Source organism: uncultured Boseongicola sp. (genome assembly GCF_937988555.1).
Taxonomy (GTDB): domain Bacteria; phylum Pseudomonadota; class Alphaproteobacteria; order Rhodobacterales; family Rhodobacteraceae; genus Boseongicola.
In genome coordinates this window covers 1-20,280 of sequence record NZ_CALJXO010000047.1, presented here as the reverse complement: position 1 = coordinate 20,280, position 20,280 = coordinate 1, and the positions used below count along the sequence as shown (strand labels likewise).

At 58.3% G+C, this 20,280-nt stretch carries 14 protein-coding genes and 1 pseudogene; 6 read left to right on the top strand and 9 right to left on the bottom strand.

Annotation, left to right across the window (positions count from 1 at the left end; translation table 11 throughout):
• The first annotated feature begins 20 nt into the window (after positions 1 to 20).
• The gene (gene selD / locus Q1B15_RS03125; protein ID WP_299750019.1) at positions 21 to 2,195 is read left to right on the top strand and encodes a selenide, water dikinase SelD; all 2,175 of its coding nucleotides are present in this window, start codon (positions 21 to 23) and stop codon (positions 2,193 to 2,195) included.
• Here the strand turns inward: selD and mnmH are convergent.
• Both mnmH and Q1B15_RS03115 read right to left on the bottom strand, forming a co-directional pair.
• A complete protein-coding gene (mnmH, locus tag Q1B15_RS03120; protein ID WP_299750016.1) occupies positions 2,158 to 3,231 on the bottom strand; it encodes a tRNA 2-selenouridine(34) synthase MnmH in 1,074 nt (357 codons plus the stop codon). The two genes, selD and mnmH, sit on opposite strands and share 38 nt — an antisense overlap.
• 9 nt (positions 3,232 to 3,240) lie before the next feature.
• Entirely contained in the window at positions 3,241 to 4,176 is a 936-nt protein-coding gene (locus Q1B15_RS03115; RefSeq protein ID WP_299750014.1) for an FAD-dependent oxidoreductase, read from the bottom strand.
• Between the two features lie 99 nt (positions 4,177 to 4,275).
• Here Q1B15_RS03115 and Q1B15_RS03110 point away from each other — a divergent pair, with 99 nt between their 5' ends.
• The 4 genes and pseudogenes from Q1B15_RS03110 to Q1B15_RS03095 all read left to right on the top strand — a co-directional run bounded on the left by Q1B15_RS03110 (position 4,276) and on the right by Q1B15_RS03095 (position 10,419).
• Complete coding sequence (locus Q1B15_RS03110) at positions 4,276 to 5,004, top strand: alpha/beta fold hydrolase (RefSeq protein ID WP_299750039.1); 729 nt, start codon at positions 4,276 to 4,278, stop codon at positions 5,002 to 5,004.
• A 138-nt stretch (positions 5,005 to 5,142) separates the two neighbouring features.
• A complete protein-coding gene (locus Q1B15_RS03105; protein WP_299750011.1) occupies positions 5,143 to 6,246 on the top strand; it encodes an efflux RND transporter periplasmic adaptor subunit in 1,104 nt (367 codons plus the stop codon).
• The gene (locus tag Q1B15_RS03100) at positions 6,246 to 9,422 is read left to right on the top strand and encodes an efflux RND transporter permease subunit (protein WP_299750008.1); all 3,177 of its coding nucleotides are present in this window, start codon (positions 6,246 to 6,248) and stop codon (positions 9,420 to 9,422) included. The genes Q1B15_RS03105 and Q1B15_RS03100 overlap by 1 nt, the downstream gene beginning before the upstream one ends.
• 246 nt (positions 9,423 to 9,668) lie before the next feature.
• Positions 9,669 to 10,419 (top strand): annotated as a pseudogene (locus Q1B15_RS03095) (IS6 family transposase).
• A gap of 204 nt (positions 10,420 to 10,623) precedes the next feature.
• Here Q1B15_RS03095 and Q1B15_RS03090 read toward each other — a convergent pair.
• The 7 genes from Q1B15_RS03090 to Q1B15_RS03060 all read right to left on the bottom strand — a co-directional run bounded on the left by Q1B15_RS03090 (position 10,624) and on the right by Q1B15_RS03060 (position 17,262).
• A complete protein-coding gene (locus Q1B15_RS03090) occupies positions 10,624 to 11,049 on the bottom strand; it encodes a heme-binding protein (protein ID WP_299750005.1) in 426 nt (141 codons plus the stop codon).
• A gap of 64 nt (positions 11,050 to 11,113) precedes the next feature.
• The gene (locus Q1B15_RS03085) at positions 11,114 to 12,340 is read right to left on the bottom strand and encodes a CoA transferase (protein ID WP_299750002.1); all 1,227 of its coding nucleotides are present in this window, start codon (positions 12,338 to 12,340) and stop codon (positions 11,114 to 11,116) included.
• Positions 12,325 to 13,101 carry an enoyl-CoA hydratase/isomerase family protein gene (locus Q1B15_RS03080; protein WP_299749998.1) on the bottom strand — a complete coding sequence of 259 codons (777 nt, stop codon included), beginning with the start codon at positions 13,099 to 13,101 and terminating at the stop codon, positions 12,325 to 12,327. The genes Q1B15_RS03085 and Q1B15_RS03080 overlap by 16 nt, the downstream gene beginning before the upstream one ends.
• Before the next feature lie 5 nt (positions 13,102 to 13,106).
• Positions 13,107 to 14,387 carry a TRAP transporter large permease gene (locus Q1B15_RS03075; RefSeq protein ID WP_299749995.1) on the bottom strand — a complete coding sequence of 427 codons (1,281 nt, stop codon included), beginning with the start codon at positions 14,385 to 14,387 and terminating at the stop codon, positions 13,107 to 13,109.
• On the bottom strand, positions 14,387 to 14,953 hold the full coding sequence (locus Q1B15_RS03070; RefSeq protein ID WP_299749992.1) for a TRAP transporter small permease subunit: 567 nt from the start codon (positions 14,951 to 14,953) through the stop codon (positions 14,387 to 14,389). Before Q1B15_RS03070 ends, Q1B15_RS03075 begins: the two co-directional genes overlap by 1 nt.
• A gap of 118 nt (positions 14,954 to 15,071) precedes the next feature.
• On the bottom strand, positions 15,072 to 16,052 hold the full coding sequence (locus Q1B15_RS03065; protein ID WP_299749989.1) for a TRAP transporter substrate-binding protein: 981 nt from the start codon (positions 16,050 to 16,052) through the stop codon (positions 15,072 to 15,074).
• A gap of 52 nt (positions 16,053 to 16,104) precedes the next feature.
• Positions 16,105 to 17,262 (bottom strand): aminotransferase class V-fold PLP-dependent enzyme, encoded by a 1,158-nt coding sequence (locus tag Q1B15_RS03060; RefSeq protein ID WP_299749986.1) that lies wholly within the window; start codon positions 17,260 to 17,262, stop codon positions 16,105 to 16,107.
• 144 nt (positions 17,263 to 17,406) lie between these two features.
• On the opposite strand from Q1B15_RS03060, the gene Q1B15_RS03055 reads away from it, so the two are divergent.
• The coding region (locus Q1B15_RS03055; RefSeq protein WP_299749983.1) for an FAD-binding and (Fe-S)-binding domain-containing protein at positions 17,407 to 20,280 on the top strand (2,874 nt) is incomplete at its 3' end.

Below are 20,280 nucleotides of genomic sequence, written 5' to 3'. Positions count from 1 at the left end.
AGTCGCGCTAGGCCAATCGCATGATAATGCATAGCCCAACTCCCCTCGTGCGAGAGGTCGTCCTGATCGGCGGCGGGCATGCGCATGCGCTGCTTTTACGTCAATGGGGCATGAACCCGGTTCCGGGCGCGCGCTTAACGCTGATTAACCCGGCCGCAACCGCGCCCTATACCGGCATGTTGCCTGGTTTCGTGGCAGGTCACTATACTCGCGAAGCCCTCGAAATTGATCTAGTAAGGCTGGCGCGTTATGCGGGGGCGCGCATGGTTTTCGGATATGTCACCGGCATTGATCGAGACGCCAAACGCCTGTCAGTCGAAGGTCGCCCAGATGTGGCCTATGACATTGCATCGCTGGACATCGGCATCACATCAGACATGCCAGAAATTCCGGGCTTCACAGATCACGCTATCGCGGCCAAACCGCTTGGTCCTTTCGCCGCGCGCTGGCAAGCCTTTGTCGAAAATGAACACAAGGGCCCTGTTACAGTGATAGGGGGCGGCGTCGGTGGCGTCGAACTCGCGCTTGCGATCAACCATCGACTTACGTGTTTAGGCACGCCCAACCCAGTGACCGTGGTCGAAGCGAACACTTTGCTGGCCGGAACTTTGCAAGCAACAGCGGAAAAACTGCGCAGTGCGCTGCAAGCCGCGGGCATCCAAATCATCGAAGGCACCGCCCCGATCGAGGTCCACTCTGACCACATCGTATTAACCGGTGGACAGCGTGTTTCTTCAAACTTTACGGTCGGCGCGGCGGGCGCGCGCCCGTTTCCTTGGCTGGCTGAGACGGGGCTGGACCTGACCAACGGCTATGTCACCGTCGATGCAACATTAAGGTCTGTTAATGACCCAAGCCTCTATGCGGTCGGTGATTGCGCGCACCTTTCCCACGCCCCACGCCCCAAAGCCGGTGTTTTTGCCGTACGTGCCGCCCCCATTCTTACTGCTAACCTTCGCGCAGATCTAACGGGGTCAGCGCCAAAGCATTTCGAGCCACAATCGCAATATCTGAAGCTTATTTCTTTGGGGCGAAGGTCAGCGGTGGCAGATAAGTTCGGCCGCGCAGTCGCAGGTGATTGGGCCTGGATATGGAAAGACCGCATTGACCGCCGCTTCCTGGACCGGCTGAACAATCCACCGCAAATGCCCGGCCCTACTGCCCCCAAAGGCGCGGCGAAGGGCGTTTCAGATGCCTTGGGCGACACGCCGATGTGCGGTGGGTGCGGCGCAAAAGTAGGCGCCTCTATATTGGACGAGGCGCTATCCGCTCTCGACACTCCGCAAAGCCCGAATATCATCACAGCAACCGGGGATGACGCCGCCGTCATTAACTTTGGTAAACAGCAACAAGTCCTTTCCACAGACCACCTGCGCGCGTTTTGGGACGACCCCTATGTGATGACCCGGATCGCCGCGTTGCACGCGATGGGCGATGTTTGGGCAATGGGTGCGACACCACATGCTATGCTGGCGCAAATCACCTTGCCGCGAATGTCCGAACGGCTTCAGGCGGATCACCTGCGCGAAATCCTCACCGCCGTGACAGAAATCAGCCGCGAAACAGGCGCGGCCCTTGTCGGCGGTCACACAACGCAAGGCGCGGAATTGACCCTTGGGTTTACCGTTACGGGAACCCTCACCGCGGCGGCAAAGACCTTCGACAAGGCCCAAAACGGCGACGTCCTAATCCTAACGCGCCCGATTGGGTCAGGCACTTTGATGGCTGCTGAGATGGCTGGGAAAGCAGCTGGCGGTGACGTGGCGCATGTCTTGCAGGTGATGGCGACTTCGCCTGTGATGTCCGCTGAAATTCTCGCTAAAACGGCAAATGCGATGACCGATGTCACAGGGTTCGGATTGGCCGGGCATGCCCTGAGAATGGCGGCCGCCGCGGGTCTCACCGCGCAGATCGACAGTACAAAGGTCCCGCTTTATCCCGGAGCAAAACGTCTTGCCGAACATGGTATCGCTTCGACGATCGCGCCTGCAAACCGTGCCGCGCTTGGGATCGCATTGCCCGTAACGCCTGCCGCCACGCTTTTGGTTGACCCACAAACTGCCGGAGGGTTTCTTGCGGCGGTTCCATCAAAATCAGCCGGTAAGACATTGAAATTTCTGCGAGATAGTGGAACTGATGCGGTTCGAATCGGCAATCTCAAGGCGTGGACGGGCCATCCGCTGGAAGTGTCATAACGGCCTGTGCCACCTGATCGGCCAGCCCCTCAAGCCCGGCCTCGTCCAACACGTCCGCCGAAAATGACGCAAGCGCCTCTGCCCCGATCCGCTCGCGCACTTTGGCGTAACGTCCATCATAATGCGTTTCGATCAACGAAGCTGCGACGTCGGTAAACTTGCCGTCCTTCACAGCCGTTTTCCAAACCTGAACTTGTGTATGACCGCGCAAACCTACAAGACGATCCAGCCGATCAACAAACTCTTCCAGGTCAACGGACCCATCCGCGTAGGTCCGCGCCAAGAACGCTGCACGCGCCGCAACAGGCGCGGAAACCACGATACGTGGCGCAGCCCGCATCGCCTCAAACAGCTTTGGCGGCACATTCAACGCGCCTATACGACTTGATTCCGCTTCCACCACCACAGGCCGCTCAGGGTCCAGCGCCGCAATCGCCACATAAAGCGCTGTCTCGAACGCCTTTTGCGAAGGCTGCGGCCCAAATCCACCCAAAACCGACCCTCGATGATCAGCAAGTCCCTCAAGATCCAGAAATTGCACGCCGCGAACCGCCAAACGGTGCAGAATATCCGTCTTTCCGGTTCCGGTGTTGCCATCCAGCAGGATGATCCGTGGACCCATCGCCCGCTCGTAAAGCGCATCCACCACCTGACGGCGAAAGCTTTGATATCCCCCCTCAAGCACTTCGACCCGCCAGCCGATTTGCCCAAGGATCGCCGCAAAAGATCCGGAACGCTGCCCGCCGCGCCAGCAGTATACCAATGGCCGCCAGCTCCCGGCCGTTTCAGCCAAAGGCCCCTGCAAATGGGCCGCCGCGTTTTTGGCCACTAAGGCCGCGCCGATCTTTCGGGCCTTGAACGGACTGACACGTGTATAGATCGTACCGACCTCGGCACGCTCGTCGTCCGATAAGACCGGAAGAGAGATCGCACCGGGCAAATGATCTTCGGCAAATTCAGCAGGCGAGCGGACGTCGACAATTGTGTCGAAGTCTGCAGCGTTAAGACCCGCCAGTGTGGTGAATATAAAAGGCATGGGGCCTCCCTAGACCTTCACGACCTCTCTGGAAAGCACTGCATTCGCCATCGCGCGCCCACTTTGAAAGCCATGTTCGGCGCGGCCTCCAAGCGTCCAGTCGCCACCAACCAGCAAGCGATTACCGGTATCACCTACAAATGGCCGCCCCAAAGGCTGATCGGCAAAGGCATACCGCCATCTGTGCGCTTCCAGATAGCGGACTTGCGGCAGTGTCAGACCATAGGCATCACCAAACGCCTCAATGATCGAGCACGCAACTATCGCCCGGTCGGCAAAAAGCTGGTCGCAGGCGAATTCAGGTCTCATATGGATCACCCAAGCCTCGCGAGGATCATTCCGCAAAGGCTTCGAGGCCATCCGATCCGCTCGTAAAACTGCCCCGCGTCCTTCGGATTTACCCTCCAAAGCCAGTGGTTCGCTGAATTCAACAAGACAGGACCAGATCGGCTGCATCCGCACTTTTTCAATCTCTGCTGCAATCTCTCGGGCAACGGGCGCAACCAACGTCCGCGCCTGCGGCGCGGGCGCGGTGACCAAAACCGTATCGAATGGCGCAACCAAGCGACCATCAGCAAAGTGCAAACCCAAGCCCCCGCTTTCACCATCGATGGCAGTCACTTCTGCTCCCTGATGAATGTCCAATTTAGAAATCAATTGATCAAAAATGGATCGCATCCCCGGTGCGCCGAAATTTGATCCACACTCCCCCACGATTGCGCCCAGGGCCGCAAGAAAGTCGCGAAACTCCTGGCTTTCCGCCTGCAGTTCGGGTGCGCCGTGATCAAAGACGCCATTTGGGGTCCGCCGGGTCGCAATACGCCCGCCAGCGCCTCGCCCTTTATCAAAAACGTGAACCTCACGTCCTGACTTGACCAGGTGATCGGCGGCCGTCAAACCGGTTATGCCCGCGCCAATTATGGCGATCCCCAAAGAGTGTTCCACACGGTTCATCCAGATTTTAAAATACCTATATAATTTAAGGATAGACCAAAGTCGATTTGCTCCAAGCCCCTCCTTTTTGGGATCAACACCGTGAAACCCATGCGCTTCAACTTCGCTTTTTCCCTCGTTCTCGCAGCCCTTCCGGTGCCTGCGTTGGCCGATTGTGTGGTTTTGCTGCATGGCCTCGCACGCGGGCCTGCCTCGATGAAGGTGATCGACGCAGCACTTGAGACTGCAGGCTACAAGACGATCAACCAAGGCTATGCCTCAACGTCAGTGCCGTTTGATCAATTGGTCGAACAAGCGCTAGACAAACCGGTCGAAGCCTGCGGGGACGACATCACTCATTTCGTCACCCATTCCATGGGCGGCATCCTGGTGCGGGCGTGGCTCGAAGAAAATCGACCCAAAAACATGGGCCGCGCCGTTCTGCTTGGCCCCCCCAACAACGGCTCAGAACTTGTTGATATCTTTGGTGATCTTGGCGCGTTTCGCTGGCTGAACGGCCCGGCGGGGCTGGCCCTTGGAACCAACGACGCCAGCGCACCAAACCGCCTTGGCCTGCCCCGGTTCGAAGTCGGTGTCATAGCCGGAAATCAATCCCTCAATCCGGTCTATTCCTTTCTGATCGACGGGCCGGACGACGGCAAAGTATCGGTCGCATCCACCCGCCTTCCGGGGCTTGCCGATCATATCGTCCTGCCGGTCACTCATACCTTCATGATGAACGACCCGCTAGTTATTCGCCAAACGCTCGAGTTTCTCGCGGTCGGCGCATTCGACCCTTCCGTTGGCTACACCGAATTATTTCAGGAACTTCTGGAATAAGCCGGAAAAAGCGGGCATTTGAGGCATCGAACTGATCTGAAGCCCCGGCCTTAAACGTGCCCTTTCCAAAAGGCAAAGTCGCCACCTTTGCCTTGGCCTGCTTTGGACTACATTCCTCATCGGACGAAGGAGGATGACATGCACATTTTAAGATGCGTTTTGATAGGGTTCGTTATGCTTGGGCCCCAAAGCCTCGCCGCACAGGAGCGCGCCGCAGCAGTCGGCGTGCAACAACTCGAAGCGCGTGTGCTGTCTGAAACGGTGCCGGTTTTTGCCGAAGTCACAACATCGCGTGATGGGGCTGTTGCCGGGCGCATCGCGGGCAACGTCGAACGTGTGAACGTGCTGGCAGGCGACCGGGTCGAGGCCGGTGATTTGCTGGTCGAACTAAGCCGCGAACTTTTGTCCATTCGCGTGGATCAATCACAGGCACAAATCGCCGAAGCGCAGGCCGGCACCGCAACGGCGCGCGCGCGGCTTGATCAGGTGCAAATCCCGTTCGAGCGCACCGCGGCTCTGCGCGGCACCGCGACCTTCAGTCAGGGCCGCTTTGACGACCTTCAGGCAGATCTTTTCGAGGCCCGCTCACAACTTGCCGAGGCCGAAGCCCGTGAAATATCTGCGCAATCGCGTCTTGCCGAAACCGAGTACCAGTTGGAACGCACCAGCGTCACGGCTCCGTTTTCCGGCGTTATTCTGGAAGTATCGACCATCCCCGGTGCTTTCATTCAGGCCGGAACGCCCGTCGTGCGGATGCTGGACACAAGCGCCTTCGAGGTGAAAGCCAACGTCCCTGCCCGCTATGTTGATTTCCTCACTCAAGGCGATGAAGTCACCGCCGATACCGAAAACGGCGTGCAAATCATGCTCTCTTTGCGTGCGGTTTTGCCAGTCGAGAACCCCTCAACCCGCACCCGGACCGCGCTTTTCACCACGATTGACGCAATGGACGCGAACCTTGTCGCCGTGGGCCAGTCCTTGACCGTGAACGTGCCTGTGGGCGAAGCCCGCGAAGTTCTGTCCGTGCCAAAAGACGCGCTTGTTCAGGCCCGTGGCGGCTGGACGGTCTTCGTGGCGGCAAACGACAAAGCCGAACCGCGCACCGTGACCATCGGCGCGCCTCTTGGGAACAGCTACGAGGTGTTGGACGGCCTTCAGGCCGGCGATCTCGTTGTCGTGCGCGGCAACGAGCGTCTGCGTCCGGGACAAGATATCGCACCTTCGGTCGTGGAGACAAATTGATGAACCTGATCCGCTACGCCATTGACCGGCCCGTTGCCGTGATTGCGGCCGTTTTAATTGCCGTCCTGTTCGGCACGATTTCACTGTCGCGCATCCCCGTGCAGCTTGCGCCCGACGTGCGCAAACCGATTGTCGTGGTGGAGACAAGTTGGCCCGGCGCCGCCCCAACCGAAATCGAACGCGAGATCGTCAATCCGCAGGAAGAAACCCTGCGCGGCCTCGATGGTCTTGAAATCATGACCTCGCGCTCGCGCACGGGGCAAGCGACGGTCACGCTTGAATTCGGCGTTGGCACCGACATGAGCCAGTCGCTGCTCTTGATCTCAAACCGCCTTGATCGCGTTGGCGGCTACCCGGATGAAGCAAGCCAGCCAACGCTCAATACTTCCGGCTCGGACGACAGCCCCATCGCTTGGGTGTTGCTGACAGCAGCCGAGGGAAACACGCGCGCCATGCCCACTTACGGCGACTTTCTTGAAGACGTCGTGAAGGACCGGGTCGAGCGCATAGAAGGTGTCTCGGCCGTCAACGTGTTTGGCGGCACGCAGCGCGAATTGCAGGTGGTGATCGACCCGCAACGGCTGTCGCGTTTTGGCCTGACGGTGCCGGAAGTGGTGCGGGTTTTGCGGACCGAAAACATATCAATCTCGGCCGGTGACGTCGACGAAGGCAAACGCCGCTATGTGGTGCGCACCGAAAGCAGCCTAAACACCGAAGGAGCCATTCGCGACGTGGTCCTGCGCTCGGGCGTGGCTCAAGGGTCAAGTGGGCGCGTGCGGGTCAGCGACGTCGCCGAGGTCTCGTTCGCCTACCGTGAAGCCACCAGCCGCCTGCGTTTCAAGGGCGAAGCGGGCCTTGCCTTTAATGTGGTTCGCGAAAGCGGCGCCAATGTCATCAAAGTGATGGAAGAACTGCGCGCGGTTCTCGACGAACTGCAAGCGGGACCGCTGAACGAAGCCGGTCTTGACGCAAAATTGGTCTATGACGAGACCATCTACATCCAGGGCGCCATCGACCTCGTCGTGCAAAACATCTGGATCGGTGCCGCACTTGCCGCACTCATCCTGATGCTGTTTTTGCGTAGTCCGCGCGCGACATTGATCGTCTCGCTTTCGATCCCGGTCTCGATTGTGGCGACATTCGTTGTCATGGCCCTTACCGGACGAACGCTTAACGTCATATCGCTTGCCGGGATCGCCTTTGCGATCGGCATGATCGTGGATGCCGCAATCGTCGTGCTCGAAAATATCTTCCGTCTCCGCGAAGCGGGTCACAACCGCCGCGAGGCCGCATATCTTGGCGCAAAACAGGTCTGGGGCGCCATCCTTGTGTCCGCCCTGACCACGGTGCTGGTCTTTGTGCCGATCCTGATCATGCAACTGGAAGCCGGGCAGTTATTCCGCGACATCGCGGTCGCCATTTCGGTCTCCGTGCTGCTGTCTCTGCTGGTGGCCGTCACGGTCATCCCTGCCCTTTCAAGCCGACTGCTGCGTGCAGACGACCAGAAACCGGTGCGCCTTTGGGGCGTCGATCACCTTGCGGCAGGCTTCCGCAACGCTGTCATGGCCTATGTCCGCCTGACCGTGCGTGTACGCTCGGTGGGCATCGTCATGGTTGCGTTAATCGCGGGGGGCGCGGCCTTGGCGACATGGACTTTTCTGCCGCGCCTTGAATACCTGCCCGAAGGAAACCGAAACCTCGTCTTCGGCCTCATCATCCCACCACCAGGCTACAACCTTGAAACCACAGAAACTATTGCGCAACGGATCGAAGGCGTCGCTAAGCCCCTTTGGGACGCCGCCCCCGCGCCGGCCCTGGAAGACGGCACGCCAACGATTGAAAACTTCTTCTTCGTGGCAACTCCCGGGAACTCATTTGTCGGAGCCGCCGCTGTCGACGGTCAACGCGCAGGCGATCTGATTCCCGTCCTTAGTCGTCCGATTTTTGCCGAACCCGGAACCTTCGGCTTCATGACCCAGCCATCGCTGTTTGGCCGGGGCGTCGGCGGCGGTCGCACGATTGAACTGAACGTCTCAGGGCAAGACCTCGACGTCATCCTTGGTGTCGCAGGACGCGCCGCCGGACTTGTCTCGCAGCTTTTGCCGCGCTCGGAAGGTCACCAGTTCCGCCCGATCCCCGGCCTTGAACTTGGCGCGCCCGAAGTGCGCCTTATACCGGATCGCTTGCGTCTTGCAGACGCGGGCCTCGACAGTTCTGCCCTTGCGGCCACCGTCGACGCCTTCAACGATGGTCTGCGCGTGGCGCAAATCACTATTGGGTCGGATCGTGTTGACCTTGTGTTGAAAGGCGACCCCTCGGTTACCGCCGCCGCGCGCACGCAGGACGTCGGGAACTACCCCGTGGTAACACCCAGCGGGCAGATCGTGCCCGTTTCAGCGCTGGCCGAGATCTTGCTGACCGCAGGTCCCACCGAAATCCGACACCGCGAACGTCTGCGCACTGTCACGCTTGAAGTACGCCCCTCAAACGACCTGCCATTGGAACAAGCCGTCGAGCTTCTCGAAACCGAAGTCGTCGCCGTGCTTCAAGCACAAGGCCTGCCCAGCGACATTCGCCTCAGCGTGTCCGGCACCGCAGACCAGCTTAGCCAGACATGGTCGGCCATTCAGATCAACCTTGTCGTGGCACTTATCATCGTGTTCCTCGTCATGGCGATCCTGTTTGAAAGCTTCGTGCTGCCGCTGGTGATCATGATCGCTGTGCCAGTTGCGGCGGCCGGCGGCGTCGGCGGGCTCGCACTTTTGAACACTTACCAGACGCAACCGCTTGATATGCTGACACTTCTCGGCTTCATCATTCTGGTTGGCATCGTGGTGAACAACGCCATCCTGATCGTGCACCAAACGCTATACCACCTGCGCGAAGACAAAATGGAACCGATTGACGCGATAGAAGAGGCCACGCGAAACCGTATCCGCCCGATCTTCATGTCCACGCTGACCAGCGTCATGGGCATGCTCCCGCTGATCATTTTCTCCGGCGAAGGTTCCGAGCTTTACCGAGGCCTAGGCGCAGTCGTCGTCGGAGGCCTGTCGATGTCAGCCTTCCTCACACTTTTGACCGTGCCGCCACTTTTGCGCCTGACAATCCGCAAGCCGGTCGACGAGACCGATGCAGACGTTCCGTCAGCCATCAAAGCACGCGTTACAAATTGAGGAAATCGTAGCGCGGATTGCCGGTGTCTTGGCGGTCTATGCTGACGAAACTGAGATAACAGCCGATCTAACGTCCAACCGCATTGCGCTCGCCGATTGGTCCTTGGCCAAGGCCGTCGGCTAGAGGATGGTGCCAGTCTCTCTGCAGACGTTCGCAAAGCCGACAAGCTGCGTGCTTGGCTGTTGAATGTCACCCAAAACAGACCCGGTGGCATTGTCACGTTAACTCGACGAACTTGTTGAATCCTGGATAACAGGAAGGGACGAAAAAGATTTCGCTATACCCGTCACCGGTTTCCACCAGCAATCATCCATCGGGCGGTTTGGCTCTATTTTCGATTTCCGCTGAGTTTTCGGGATGTGGAAGAAATGCTGGCAGAACGTGGCATTGAGGTCAGCTTTGAGACCGTGCGTCGATGGGTTTTGAAATTCGGCCCTGCGATTGCCGCCAACGTCAGGTCCCGCAGATTTCAACCTTCGGAAACCTGGCATCTTGATAAGGTTTTTGTCCGCATTGGTGGCAAGCGGACGTATTTATGGCTTGCCGTAGACGAAGAGGGCGAAGTTCTTGAAGTCCTGGCCCAATCTCGCCGAAACAAAGGTGCGGCCCTTAAACTTATGCGGAAACTCTTGAAAAAGCAGGGCTACATTCCGGATAAGATTGTCACCGACAAATTGGGTTCATATTCCGCAGCGCTTCGAGAACTTGGCCTGGAGCACCTTCATGTCACAGCCGGTCGATTGAACAATCGGGCCGAAGTATCACACCCATTGCCCGGCAGTGGTTTGTTTGCAAAGCCATCAGAGGAGGCCGACGCGCCGACGAGAACGTCGAATGGGGAGGTTCAAATCGCCCGGATCGATGCAACGTTTGCTGTCCGTCCACGATGCCATCTACAATCACTTCAATGTGCAACGTCCTCTGATCTCTCGCCAAACTCTTCGTCAAACGCGCGCCGAGGCATTCGCCGAATGGCATCAAATTGTTGCTGCTTGATCTGGGGTAAGGTCGGCATTTTTGGTTCATCTGAGTTAACGTGAAAAAGCCCTGCCAGGCAAATAATCTCGCGGCGCGTTTTGAAATAGCGAAATGGATCAGGCTTGGTCATGTCCAGACGCTACAAATCCGCCCTGCCCGCCTCAAGCTAATTTGCTCTGACAGTACCGTTCTGAACGCAAATTAGAGGGGGGCGCCCCCTGATCACCCGCCGTCGGCCTCGAATCCGGCCTTTTCAATGGCCGCAATCGCGCAGGCTTCATCGTTGTTGGACGTGTCACCGGTGATGCCGACAGCACCCATAATAACGCCGTCCTGTTTAATCAGAACGCCACCTGCCACAGGCACAAGCGATCCATCCGACAGCGCATTCATCGCCTGAATAAAGAATGGCTCGACCTTGGCCCGCTCAAAAAGTGCGCGCGAGCCGAGGCCCATTGAGACCGCCCCCCGCGCCTTGCCCTGGGCAATCTCTGGCCTGAGGTTGCTGGTGCCGTCCTCCCGGGCCAGCGCCATCAGATAGCCACCGGCGTCCAGAACCGCGATTGTCAGGGGCTTCAAGCCGTTGGCTTTGCGCCATTCAAGGCAGTCTCGGATGATGGATTGGGCGTGGTCCAAAGTCAGTGTCATCAGAGGATCTCTTTCCTGGGGTTAATGAGAGTATTGAGAGGGCGGACAACCCCGCAGCCCCGCCCTACCCTGCATCGGCGGCGATCACCGCATTCGATTTGATCAGGGCCTCGGTCTGTGCACTGTCATAGCCGTACTCGGCCAGGACTTCGCAGCTGTGTTGACCCAAACGGGGCGATGCACGGGTAATTTCCGCCGGTGTGCGGCTGAATTTGATCGGGTGGCCAATAGTTTCGACCTTGCCTGCTGTGTCATGATCCACTTCGACAATCATCTCGCGGGCGCGGGCCTGTGGGTCTGCGTGCATCTGCAAGATATCATTGACCGGGCCTGCGGGCAGTTTGGCCGCTTCCATACGGTTGAGCCAGTTCTCTGACGTGTCCTGCACCATGTAGCCATTGAGGATCTCAACCAGTGCTGGCAGGTTCTGAATGCGGGTGGCGTTCGAAGAGAACCTTGGGTCCGCATCCAGCTCCGGTGCCGAGATCACATCGAGAAACCGCAGCCAGTTGCTTTGGTTCGCGGCACCGACGTTGATCCAGCCATCACTGGTCTGAAACGCTTGGTAGGGCGCATTCAGCGGATGGGCAGAGCCCAGAGGGTCGGGCTTGTTGCCCGTGGCAAAGGCGATGGCCGATTGCCAATAGGTTTGCACGATGGCTGCCTCGAACAACGAGGTGTCGACCTTTTGCCCCAACCCGGTTTGCAGCATATTGGCATAGGCCGCGCTGACGCCCATGGCGGCAATGATGCCTGCATTGATATCTGAAATGGGAGCTGCGACCTTGACCGGCGGACGGCCCGGACCTTCGCCTGTGATCGACATCAGCCCCGACATGCCCTGAGCGATCAGATCAAAACCGCCGCGCTCTGCATAGGGGCCCGTGCGGCCAAAGCCGGAAATTTCGCAATAGATCAGACGTGGATTGATCTTGGCCAGATCCTCATAGGACAGGCCCAGCTTTTCCATCGCACCCTTGCGATAATTCTCGATCACCACATCGGCCTCAGCCAGAAGCTTGCGAAGCACTTCGACCGCGGCCGGATCCTTGAGGTTCAGGGCAATGCCGCGCTTGTTTCGGTTCATCATCATATAGGCGGCCGCTTCGCCGTTGATTTTGGGCGGTACGAACCGGCGGGTGTCATCGCCATTGGGCTTTTCGACCTTGATCACATCAGCGCCCATATCGGCAAGCATCAGCCCACAGACCGGACCTGCCATGATATGGGCCAGTTCGATCACCCGCATCCCTTTGAGAGGGCCGCCAGAGCTGGTCACTTGCCCGTCCATACCGGTTTCCTCTTGGCCAGAAACGCTTCCATGCCGAATTTGAAATCTTCGCTCATGTAGCACGATATGATCAGGTCGGAATCGTCCACCTTGAGGGCTGCCCGGTTGCGCCGCATCGCTTCTTTCGTGGCACGCAGCGTCAGCGGAGCCATCGCCCCTACCTGCCCGGCAAGTTCTGCGGCGCGGGCCATCAGAGCCTCCTCATCCGGCAGCACTTGGGTCACAAGCCCCACGGCAAGAGCTTCCTCTGCCTCAATCAGGCGGGAGGTGAAGATCAACTCGCGCACCCGCCCCGCCCCGATCAGTTCCGTCAGCCGGGCGATGTTTCCCGCGGCAAGGCAATTGCCTAGGGTCCGCGCGATTGGAAAGCCAAATTTCAGGCTGGCCGAGGCGATACGGATGTCACAGGCCGCAGCAATTGATCCGCCCCCGCCGGTGCAGGCACCGTTCACCGCCGCAATCGTGGGCACCGGGCAGCGTTCAACGGCTTCAAGCACCTCATCAATCTTGCCTTCATAGTCCAGCGCATCCTGCGGTGTCTCAAAGGCGCGAAACTGGGTCATGTCTGTGCCGGCAGCAAAAGCCTTGCCGCCCGCGCCAAAGATGACCACAGCGCGCACGGAGCCGTCGGTCGGCATATCAGTGCACAACTGGGCCAGGCGTTCGTACATCCCAAAGGTCAGGGCGTTGCGCGCCTGCGGCCTTTGGAAAGAGATCCACAAGATCCCATCCTTGAGTTCATCGACAATTTCAGGCGTCATTTCACTCATCTGTAAAAATACTCGACAAGGAACATTGGAACCGACGGCACGTAGGTACACAGCATCAGGACCGCCAAAAGAACACCGACAAACCAGATGTTAACTTTGGACACTTCCCAGATGTTGGCCCGTGCCACCGAACAGGCGGTGATCAACACCGAAGCCACTGGCGGTGTCTGTTGCCCGATGGCCAGGTTCAGAGTGACGACCAGACCAAAATGCACCGGGTCAATGCCGGCGGCCGTGATCAACGGGATCACGATGGGAATGACCAGAATGATTGCCGCAGCAGAGTGCAGGAAGAACCCGATGATCAGGAAAAAGAAGTTCAGGATCAGCAAAATCGTCCATTGCTGCGTGGTAATCGAAAGGATGCCTTCGGCCAATTGCTGCGGGATCTGTGCGCGGGTCAAAAAGCCGCCCATGAGCACAGATGCCGCAACCAGCAGCATGACAACTGCGGTCTGAATGCCACCGTCCAACATCGCCCGGCGCAAATGGCCCAGATCCAGATTGCCGTACCAGGCCGATACCACCAGCGAGGCCAGCACAGCCAGACCCGCAGCTTCAGTCGCGGTCACATAACCGCCAAAGATGCCGCCCAAAATGATCACTGGCAGGGTGAAGGCTGGCAATGCCTCAATAAACGTCTCGCGCAGACGCCCGAGGCTGAACGCCGCTTCGGTCGGAAAGTTATACCGCTTGGCAAAGAGGTAGGCGACAACCATCAATCCCCCGGCCCCCAGCAAGCCCGGCACGATGCCCGCAACAAAAAGCTGCTCAACTGAGGTGTTTGCCGATGCTGCATAAAGGATCATCGGGATTGACGGCGGGATGATGATGGCCAAGGACGCCGAAGAGGATGTGACGGCCGCGGAAAATTCCTTGCTGTAACCCCGTTTCTTCATCTGTGGGATCAGGATGGAGCCCATGGCGGCCACATCGGCCACGGCAGAGCCCGAAATCTCGGCGAAAAAGAGCGACACGCCGATGTTGACCATGGCCAGCCCGCCCCGGATGAACCCTATGATGGCGGTAACGAAATTGATCAGTTTGTCGGTGATCCCGCCTGCGTTCATGATGGCCCCGGCCAGCACGAACATCGGAATGGCGATCAGCGAAAATTTGGTAGAGCCGTCGTACATATCAAGCGCGATGGTCACCAGGCTGTCAGGGCCTTCGGTGAAAAGTAGGCCCAGCACGCCGCACATGGCAAGGGCCACAGCGATGGGAATATTGATGCAGATCATCAACAGCATCGCGATGAAAATCGAAGCCATCAGCATCAGACGCGGTCCTTGTTCTTTTCAAGTTCGGTTTCGACTTCTTCTTCGATCTCGGCATGTTCGAGCGAGAGTCCAGCGGCCGTCAGCTTGAGATAGGAAGGCAGGCTCAGGATCTGGCAGATCATGAACAAAATGGCCCCGATGGGGATTACGGACTGGGTGACCTGAATGGGCACCCAGGTCAGCGAGATCAGCGTGTCACCGGCCAGCACCTCCAAGACCTGCAGTCCGGCGCGCGCCATCAGGAAAAAGAAGATCAGCACAATCGCCTCGCCCAGAAGTAAGGCTGCGACCCGTACCTTCAAAGGCAGCTTCAGCAAGACCGTGTCAAAGCCGATATGCCTGCGGTGCAGGGCCGCCAGAGCCGAGCCGTAATAGGTGATCCAGGCCAGCATGATGGCTGCGATCTCATCGTACCACGAAAAGCTCTGCCCCATCAGGCGGGCGATCACGGCAGCCGCCACGATCACGGTCAGCATGATCATCAGACCAATCGTGACCCATTCAAGAACCGTGCTCAGTGCGCGGTTGATCCGCGACAATGTAGGGTAGGACGCATGTTCCATGTCAGCCAGGCCTGTAAGGAATTCCTTGTCACTCCCGCGGGGGTGCCGCGCGGGAGTGGTCAATTTTCGGTGTGAAAATCATGAAGTCGGCAGGGATTTCCTGCCGCCCCAGGGCAGATCAGCTTGATTTGCCGAGGCCAAGAACCTTGTCGATCATCTGCTGGCCGCCTTCGACTTCGTCGGAGAACTGCTGGTAGATTGGCTTAGAGGCTTCGATGAACGCGGCCTTGTCAGCAGAGTTCACTTCAACGCCTGCGTCCTCGATGACTTTGAGCAGGCTTGCTTCCAACTCAGCGGCTTTCTCATAGGTGAAGTCCTGCGTCTTGTTGGCGCAATCTGTCAGGCCTGCCTGCATGTCCGCATCCAGACCGTCGAACTTCTTTTTCGACATCAGGATATAGGCAGGGGTATAGACGTGACCTGTGATCGACAGATACTTCTGCACTTCCTGAAATTTGGCTGATGCGATCTGTGCATAGGGGTTTTCCTGGCCGTCGATCACACCAGTTTGCAACGCGGTAAACACGTCAGAAAAGGCCATGGGCGTGGGGTTTGCACCATATTCCTGGAACATTTTCAGACGCCATACACCGTTTGGTGTGCGCAGTTTGATCCCGGCCAGATCGGCGGGCACATTGATCGGACGCACGTTGTTGGTGATGTGGCGGAAGCCGTTCTCAGCCAGACCGACAATGTGATAGCCGTTCTCGTGGGCCGCGTCCTGGAACACATCCATCATCTCGGCCTGGACACGACGCATGTGGTCGCGGTCAGAAATGATATAGGGCATCTCGAAGATGCCAAATGAATCGTCGACGGATGACATCACCGAAGACGGCAATGAGAAATCGACCTGACCCAGCTTGATCTTTTGCAGCAGTTCTTTGTCCTTGCCCAACTGGGACGAACCAAAGGTCTGCACGTCGACCTTATCACCCATCGCGCCGTTCACGCAGCCGGCGAAATTATCGACCGAGGCTTCAAACAGGGACCCCGGTGCGCCCACATGGCCAAATTTCATGGTCATGTCGGCAGCATAAGCCGTAGATGACAGGCCAATCGCAGCCGTAGCCGCCAGCATTTTTGTAAATAGTTTCATGATGTTCTCCTCCCAGAGTTATTTGGTGTCGCCCCTTTTGGGGCCATTGGTCTTAGGCAAGCATGCTCATGGCTGCTTGCACCCCACCCTCTTGGTGGGGAACATTTGCCTTCTTCAGTCCCATTTCGACGCCGGCCAATGTGGCGACCAGCATCAGATCGTTGAAATCTCCCAGATGACCGATCCGGAAGACCTTGTCGGCCACCTTTGACAGCCCGTTGCCCAGAGAGATGTCAAAATGCTTAAGCGTTGTGGCGCGGAAGGCATCGGCGCTGTGGCCTTCGGGCAGTCTTACGGCCGTCAGCACACCGCTTTCCTGACCCTGTGCTGCGCAAAGCACCTCAAGCCCCCATATGCGCACTGCCGCACGGGCCGCGGCACCGTGGCGGGCATGACGCGCGAATACATTATCCAGCCCCTCTTCATGCAGCATGTCGACAGCCTCGTTCAGACCGTAAAGCAGGTTGGTGGCAGGCGTATAGGGGAAATAACCTGTCTTGTTGGGGCCAATCATTTCGGCCCAATCCCAATAGGACCGTTGCAGCTTGGCCGTTCTGTTGGCTGCGATTGCCTTGGCGCTTGCCGCGTTGAACGACAGGCCGGGCGGCAGCATCAGACCCTTTTGCGAGCCTGAAACAGTCACATCAACGCCCCAAGCGTCATGCTGGTAGTCCAGAGACGCAAGACCCGAGATCGTATCAACAATGAACAGCGCGGGGTGGCCTGCGTTGTCGATGGCCTTGCGCACCGCCGCGATGGACGACACTGAGCCGGTGGATGTTTCATTATGCACCACACAGACCGCCTTGATCTGGTGTGTCTTGTCTTCGGTCAGATAGGCTTCGATCTGGTCAGGGTCAGCGCCGCCGCGCCAGTCGCCTTCGATGAATTCCGCCTGAAGGCCCAGCTTTTCGGCAAGTTTCTTCCACAAGGTGGCAAAGTGACCTGTTTCAAACATCAGTACCCGGTCGCCGGGTGACAGCGTGTTGACCAGTGCCGCTTCCCAAGCGCCCGTCCCTGACGCGGGATAGATAAAGACGTGCTCTTTGGTCTTGAAGATTGCCTTCAGCCCCTCCAATGCGCGCAGACCCACCTTGGCAAAATCCGGACCACGGTGGTCGATGGTTTGTTGGCCAATGGCGCTTAGAATACGGTCAGGTACCGCACTTGGACCCGGAATTTGCAGAAAGTGACGACCAGCTTTTCTCATGACATCAGGCCCCAGACCCATATTTTTCTGAAAGCCAGCCGCTGCGCCAGCTTGGTTTGCTTTTTTGTTGTGCCAACGTAATTTTGAATTCATAATTATGTCAATCGAATAATCGCACATCTTCCCCAAGGAACTGGAACGATCATGTCACATCTTGCCGACGTTCTTGAGAAACGCGTTCAGGGAGACCTGTTGTTTGACCCCTATTCGCGGGGTCGGTACGCGACGGATGCCTCGCTTTATCAAATGATGCCGCTGGGCGTTCTGTCGCCCACGTCCGAAGATGACATTCGCGCAACGATTGAGATCGCGGGCCAGCAAGGTGTGCCGATCCTGGCGCGCGGTGGCGGCACGTCGCAATGCGGCCAGACCGTGAACGAGGCACTTGTTCTGGATAACACCCAGTACTTTAATGATATTCTTGAACTGGATGTGGAAAACCTGCGCTGTGTTGTGCGCCCGGGCATTGTGCTGGATGAACTCAACCGCGCCCTCAAACCCCATGGCGTGTGGTTCCCGGTTGATGTCTCAACCGCGTCGCGGGCGACCATCGGCGGGATGACAGGGAACAACTCTTGCGGGGGTAAATCGCTGCGCTACGGGATGATGCGCGACAATGTCTTGTCGATTGATGCGATCCTGGCCGATGGCAGCAAGCACCATTTCGGGCCCACAGGTGCCGCGCAATCAGCCGATTTTGCAGCCCTGTCAGATGACCTGCTGCGGCTTGGTGCGCGGGAGGCGGCCGAGATCGACGCACGATTCCCCAAGGTGATGCGGCGCGTCGGGGGCTATAACATCGACGCACTGACGCCCAAGGACACACCAAATAATCTGGCGCATCTGCTGGTGGGTTCAGAAGGTACTCTTGCCTATTCCACCGCCATCGAGCTGAAGCTTTGGCCCATTCTGTCGCAAAAAGTGCTGGCGGTTTGCCACTTTCCGACCTTCCATCAGACCATGGATGCGGCCCAGCATCTGGTGACACTGAACCCTCAGGGGGTTGAACTGGTCGATGCGACGATGATTGCCTTGGCCCGCGACATCCCGATGTTCCGCCAAACCATCGAGGAATTCGTCACCGGCACGCCCGAAGCCCTGCTTTTGGTCGAATTTTCCGAAGAAGACCCCAGCCTGCATCTGGGCAAGCTCAAGCAGCTTGAAGAGATGATGGGTGATTTGGGTTTCTCCTGGTCGGGGACAGCCAAGAACTGGGGCGGCGTCACGCGGGTGATCGACCCCAAGATGCAGGCCCGCATCGCGGATCTGCGCAGCTCTGGCCTGAACATCAGGATGTCCATGAAGGATGACGGCAAGCCCGTCTCCTTTGTCGAAGACTGTGCGGTCGAACTGCCTGATCTTGCGGATTATACGGCCGGGCTGACCCAGATCTTTGAAAAATACGGCACCAAAGGCACCTGGTACGCCCATGCCTCGGTCGGCTGTTTGCATGTACGCCCTGTACTGAACCTGAAGCTGGACAAAGACGTCAAAACGATGCGTGCCATCGCAGAGGAATGCTTTGATCTGGTGGCCAAGTACAAAGGCTCGCATTCGGGCGAACATGGCGATGGGCTGGTGCGCTCTGAGTTTCATGAAAAGATGTTTGGCCCGCGCATGGTTGCCAATTTTGCCGAGGTCAAAAAGCGTTTTGATCCCAAGGGTCTGTTCAATCCGGGCAAGATCGTGGATGCGCCCAAGATGGATGATCGCCGTCTGTTCCGCTATGGCCCCGATTATGCGGCACCTGAGTTTGAGACGGGTCTGGACTGGTCCGAATGGACTGGCAGTGGCGGCGGATTTCAGGGCGCTGTTGAGATGTGCAACAACAATGGTGCCTGCCGCAAGCTCAAGGGGGGCTTGATGTGCCCCTCGTTCCGGGTGACGCGCAAGGAACAGGATCTGACCCGCGGCCGTGCCAATACCCTGCGACTGGCCATCACCGGGCAGTTGGGGCCGGATGCGCTGAGTTCTGAGCAGATGGCCGAGACGATGATGCTTTGTGTGTCCTGTAAGGGGTGCAAACGCGAATGCCCCACTGGGGTCGACATGGCCCGCATGAAGATCGAGGTGCAAGCCGCCCGTGCCAAGAAACATGGCATCAGCCTGCATGACAGGCTGGTGGCCTACCTGCCCCGCTATGCGCCCTGGGCTGCCCGCCTGCCCTTCATGGCCAATCTGCGCAACCGGGTGCCGGGGCTTGCAAAACTGACCGAAAAGCTGACCGGTTTCACCGCCAGCCGCGACCTGCCAGAATGGAGTGCACGGCCCTTCACGAACGAAGAGGCGCGCCGCACTGACAGCCCACAGGCGGTGGTCTTTGCCGATTGTTTCAACCGCTACTTTGAACCTGAAAACCTGCGCGCGACCCTCAAGGTGATGCAAGCCGCAGAGGTCGATGTGCATGTGGCCGCAGCCCCCAAAGGCGAACGCCCGCTGTGTTGTGGCCGCACCTTTCTGTCAGCCGGCCTTTTGGACGAAGCCAAGGCCGAGGCACAGCGGCTTGTGGACGCCCTGCTGCCCTATGCGCAAAGAGGGCTGCCGATCATCGGGCTGGAACCCAGCTGTCTGCTCACACTGCGCGATGAAATTCCGGGTCTGATGCCCGGCAAGGATACAGCGCTTTTGGCCAAACAGGCCCGGATGCTTGAGGAATATATCGCCGATCAGGACGACAACCCCGAATTCAACCTGCCCCTGCGCTCTCCCGCGCCCCGGATCATGCTGCATGGCCACTGCCACCAAAAGGCAATGGGTGTGATGTCGAGCGTGGAAAAGACCCTGTCGCTTTTGCCAGATACCCAAGTTGAGGTGGTCGAGACCAGTTGTTGTGGCATGGCCGGTTCTTTTGGCTATGGTGTCGAAACACATGAGATTTCGCGCAAAATGGCAGAGGCCGATCTGGCCCCGGCAGTGCGCGCGGCGGACAAGGGTACGTTGATTGTCGCGGATGGCACATCCTGCCGGCATCAGGTGGCGGACTTGACCGACCGCAAACCGATCCACGTGGCGCGCCTT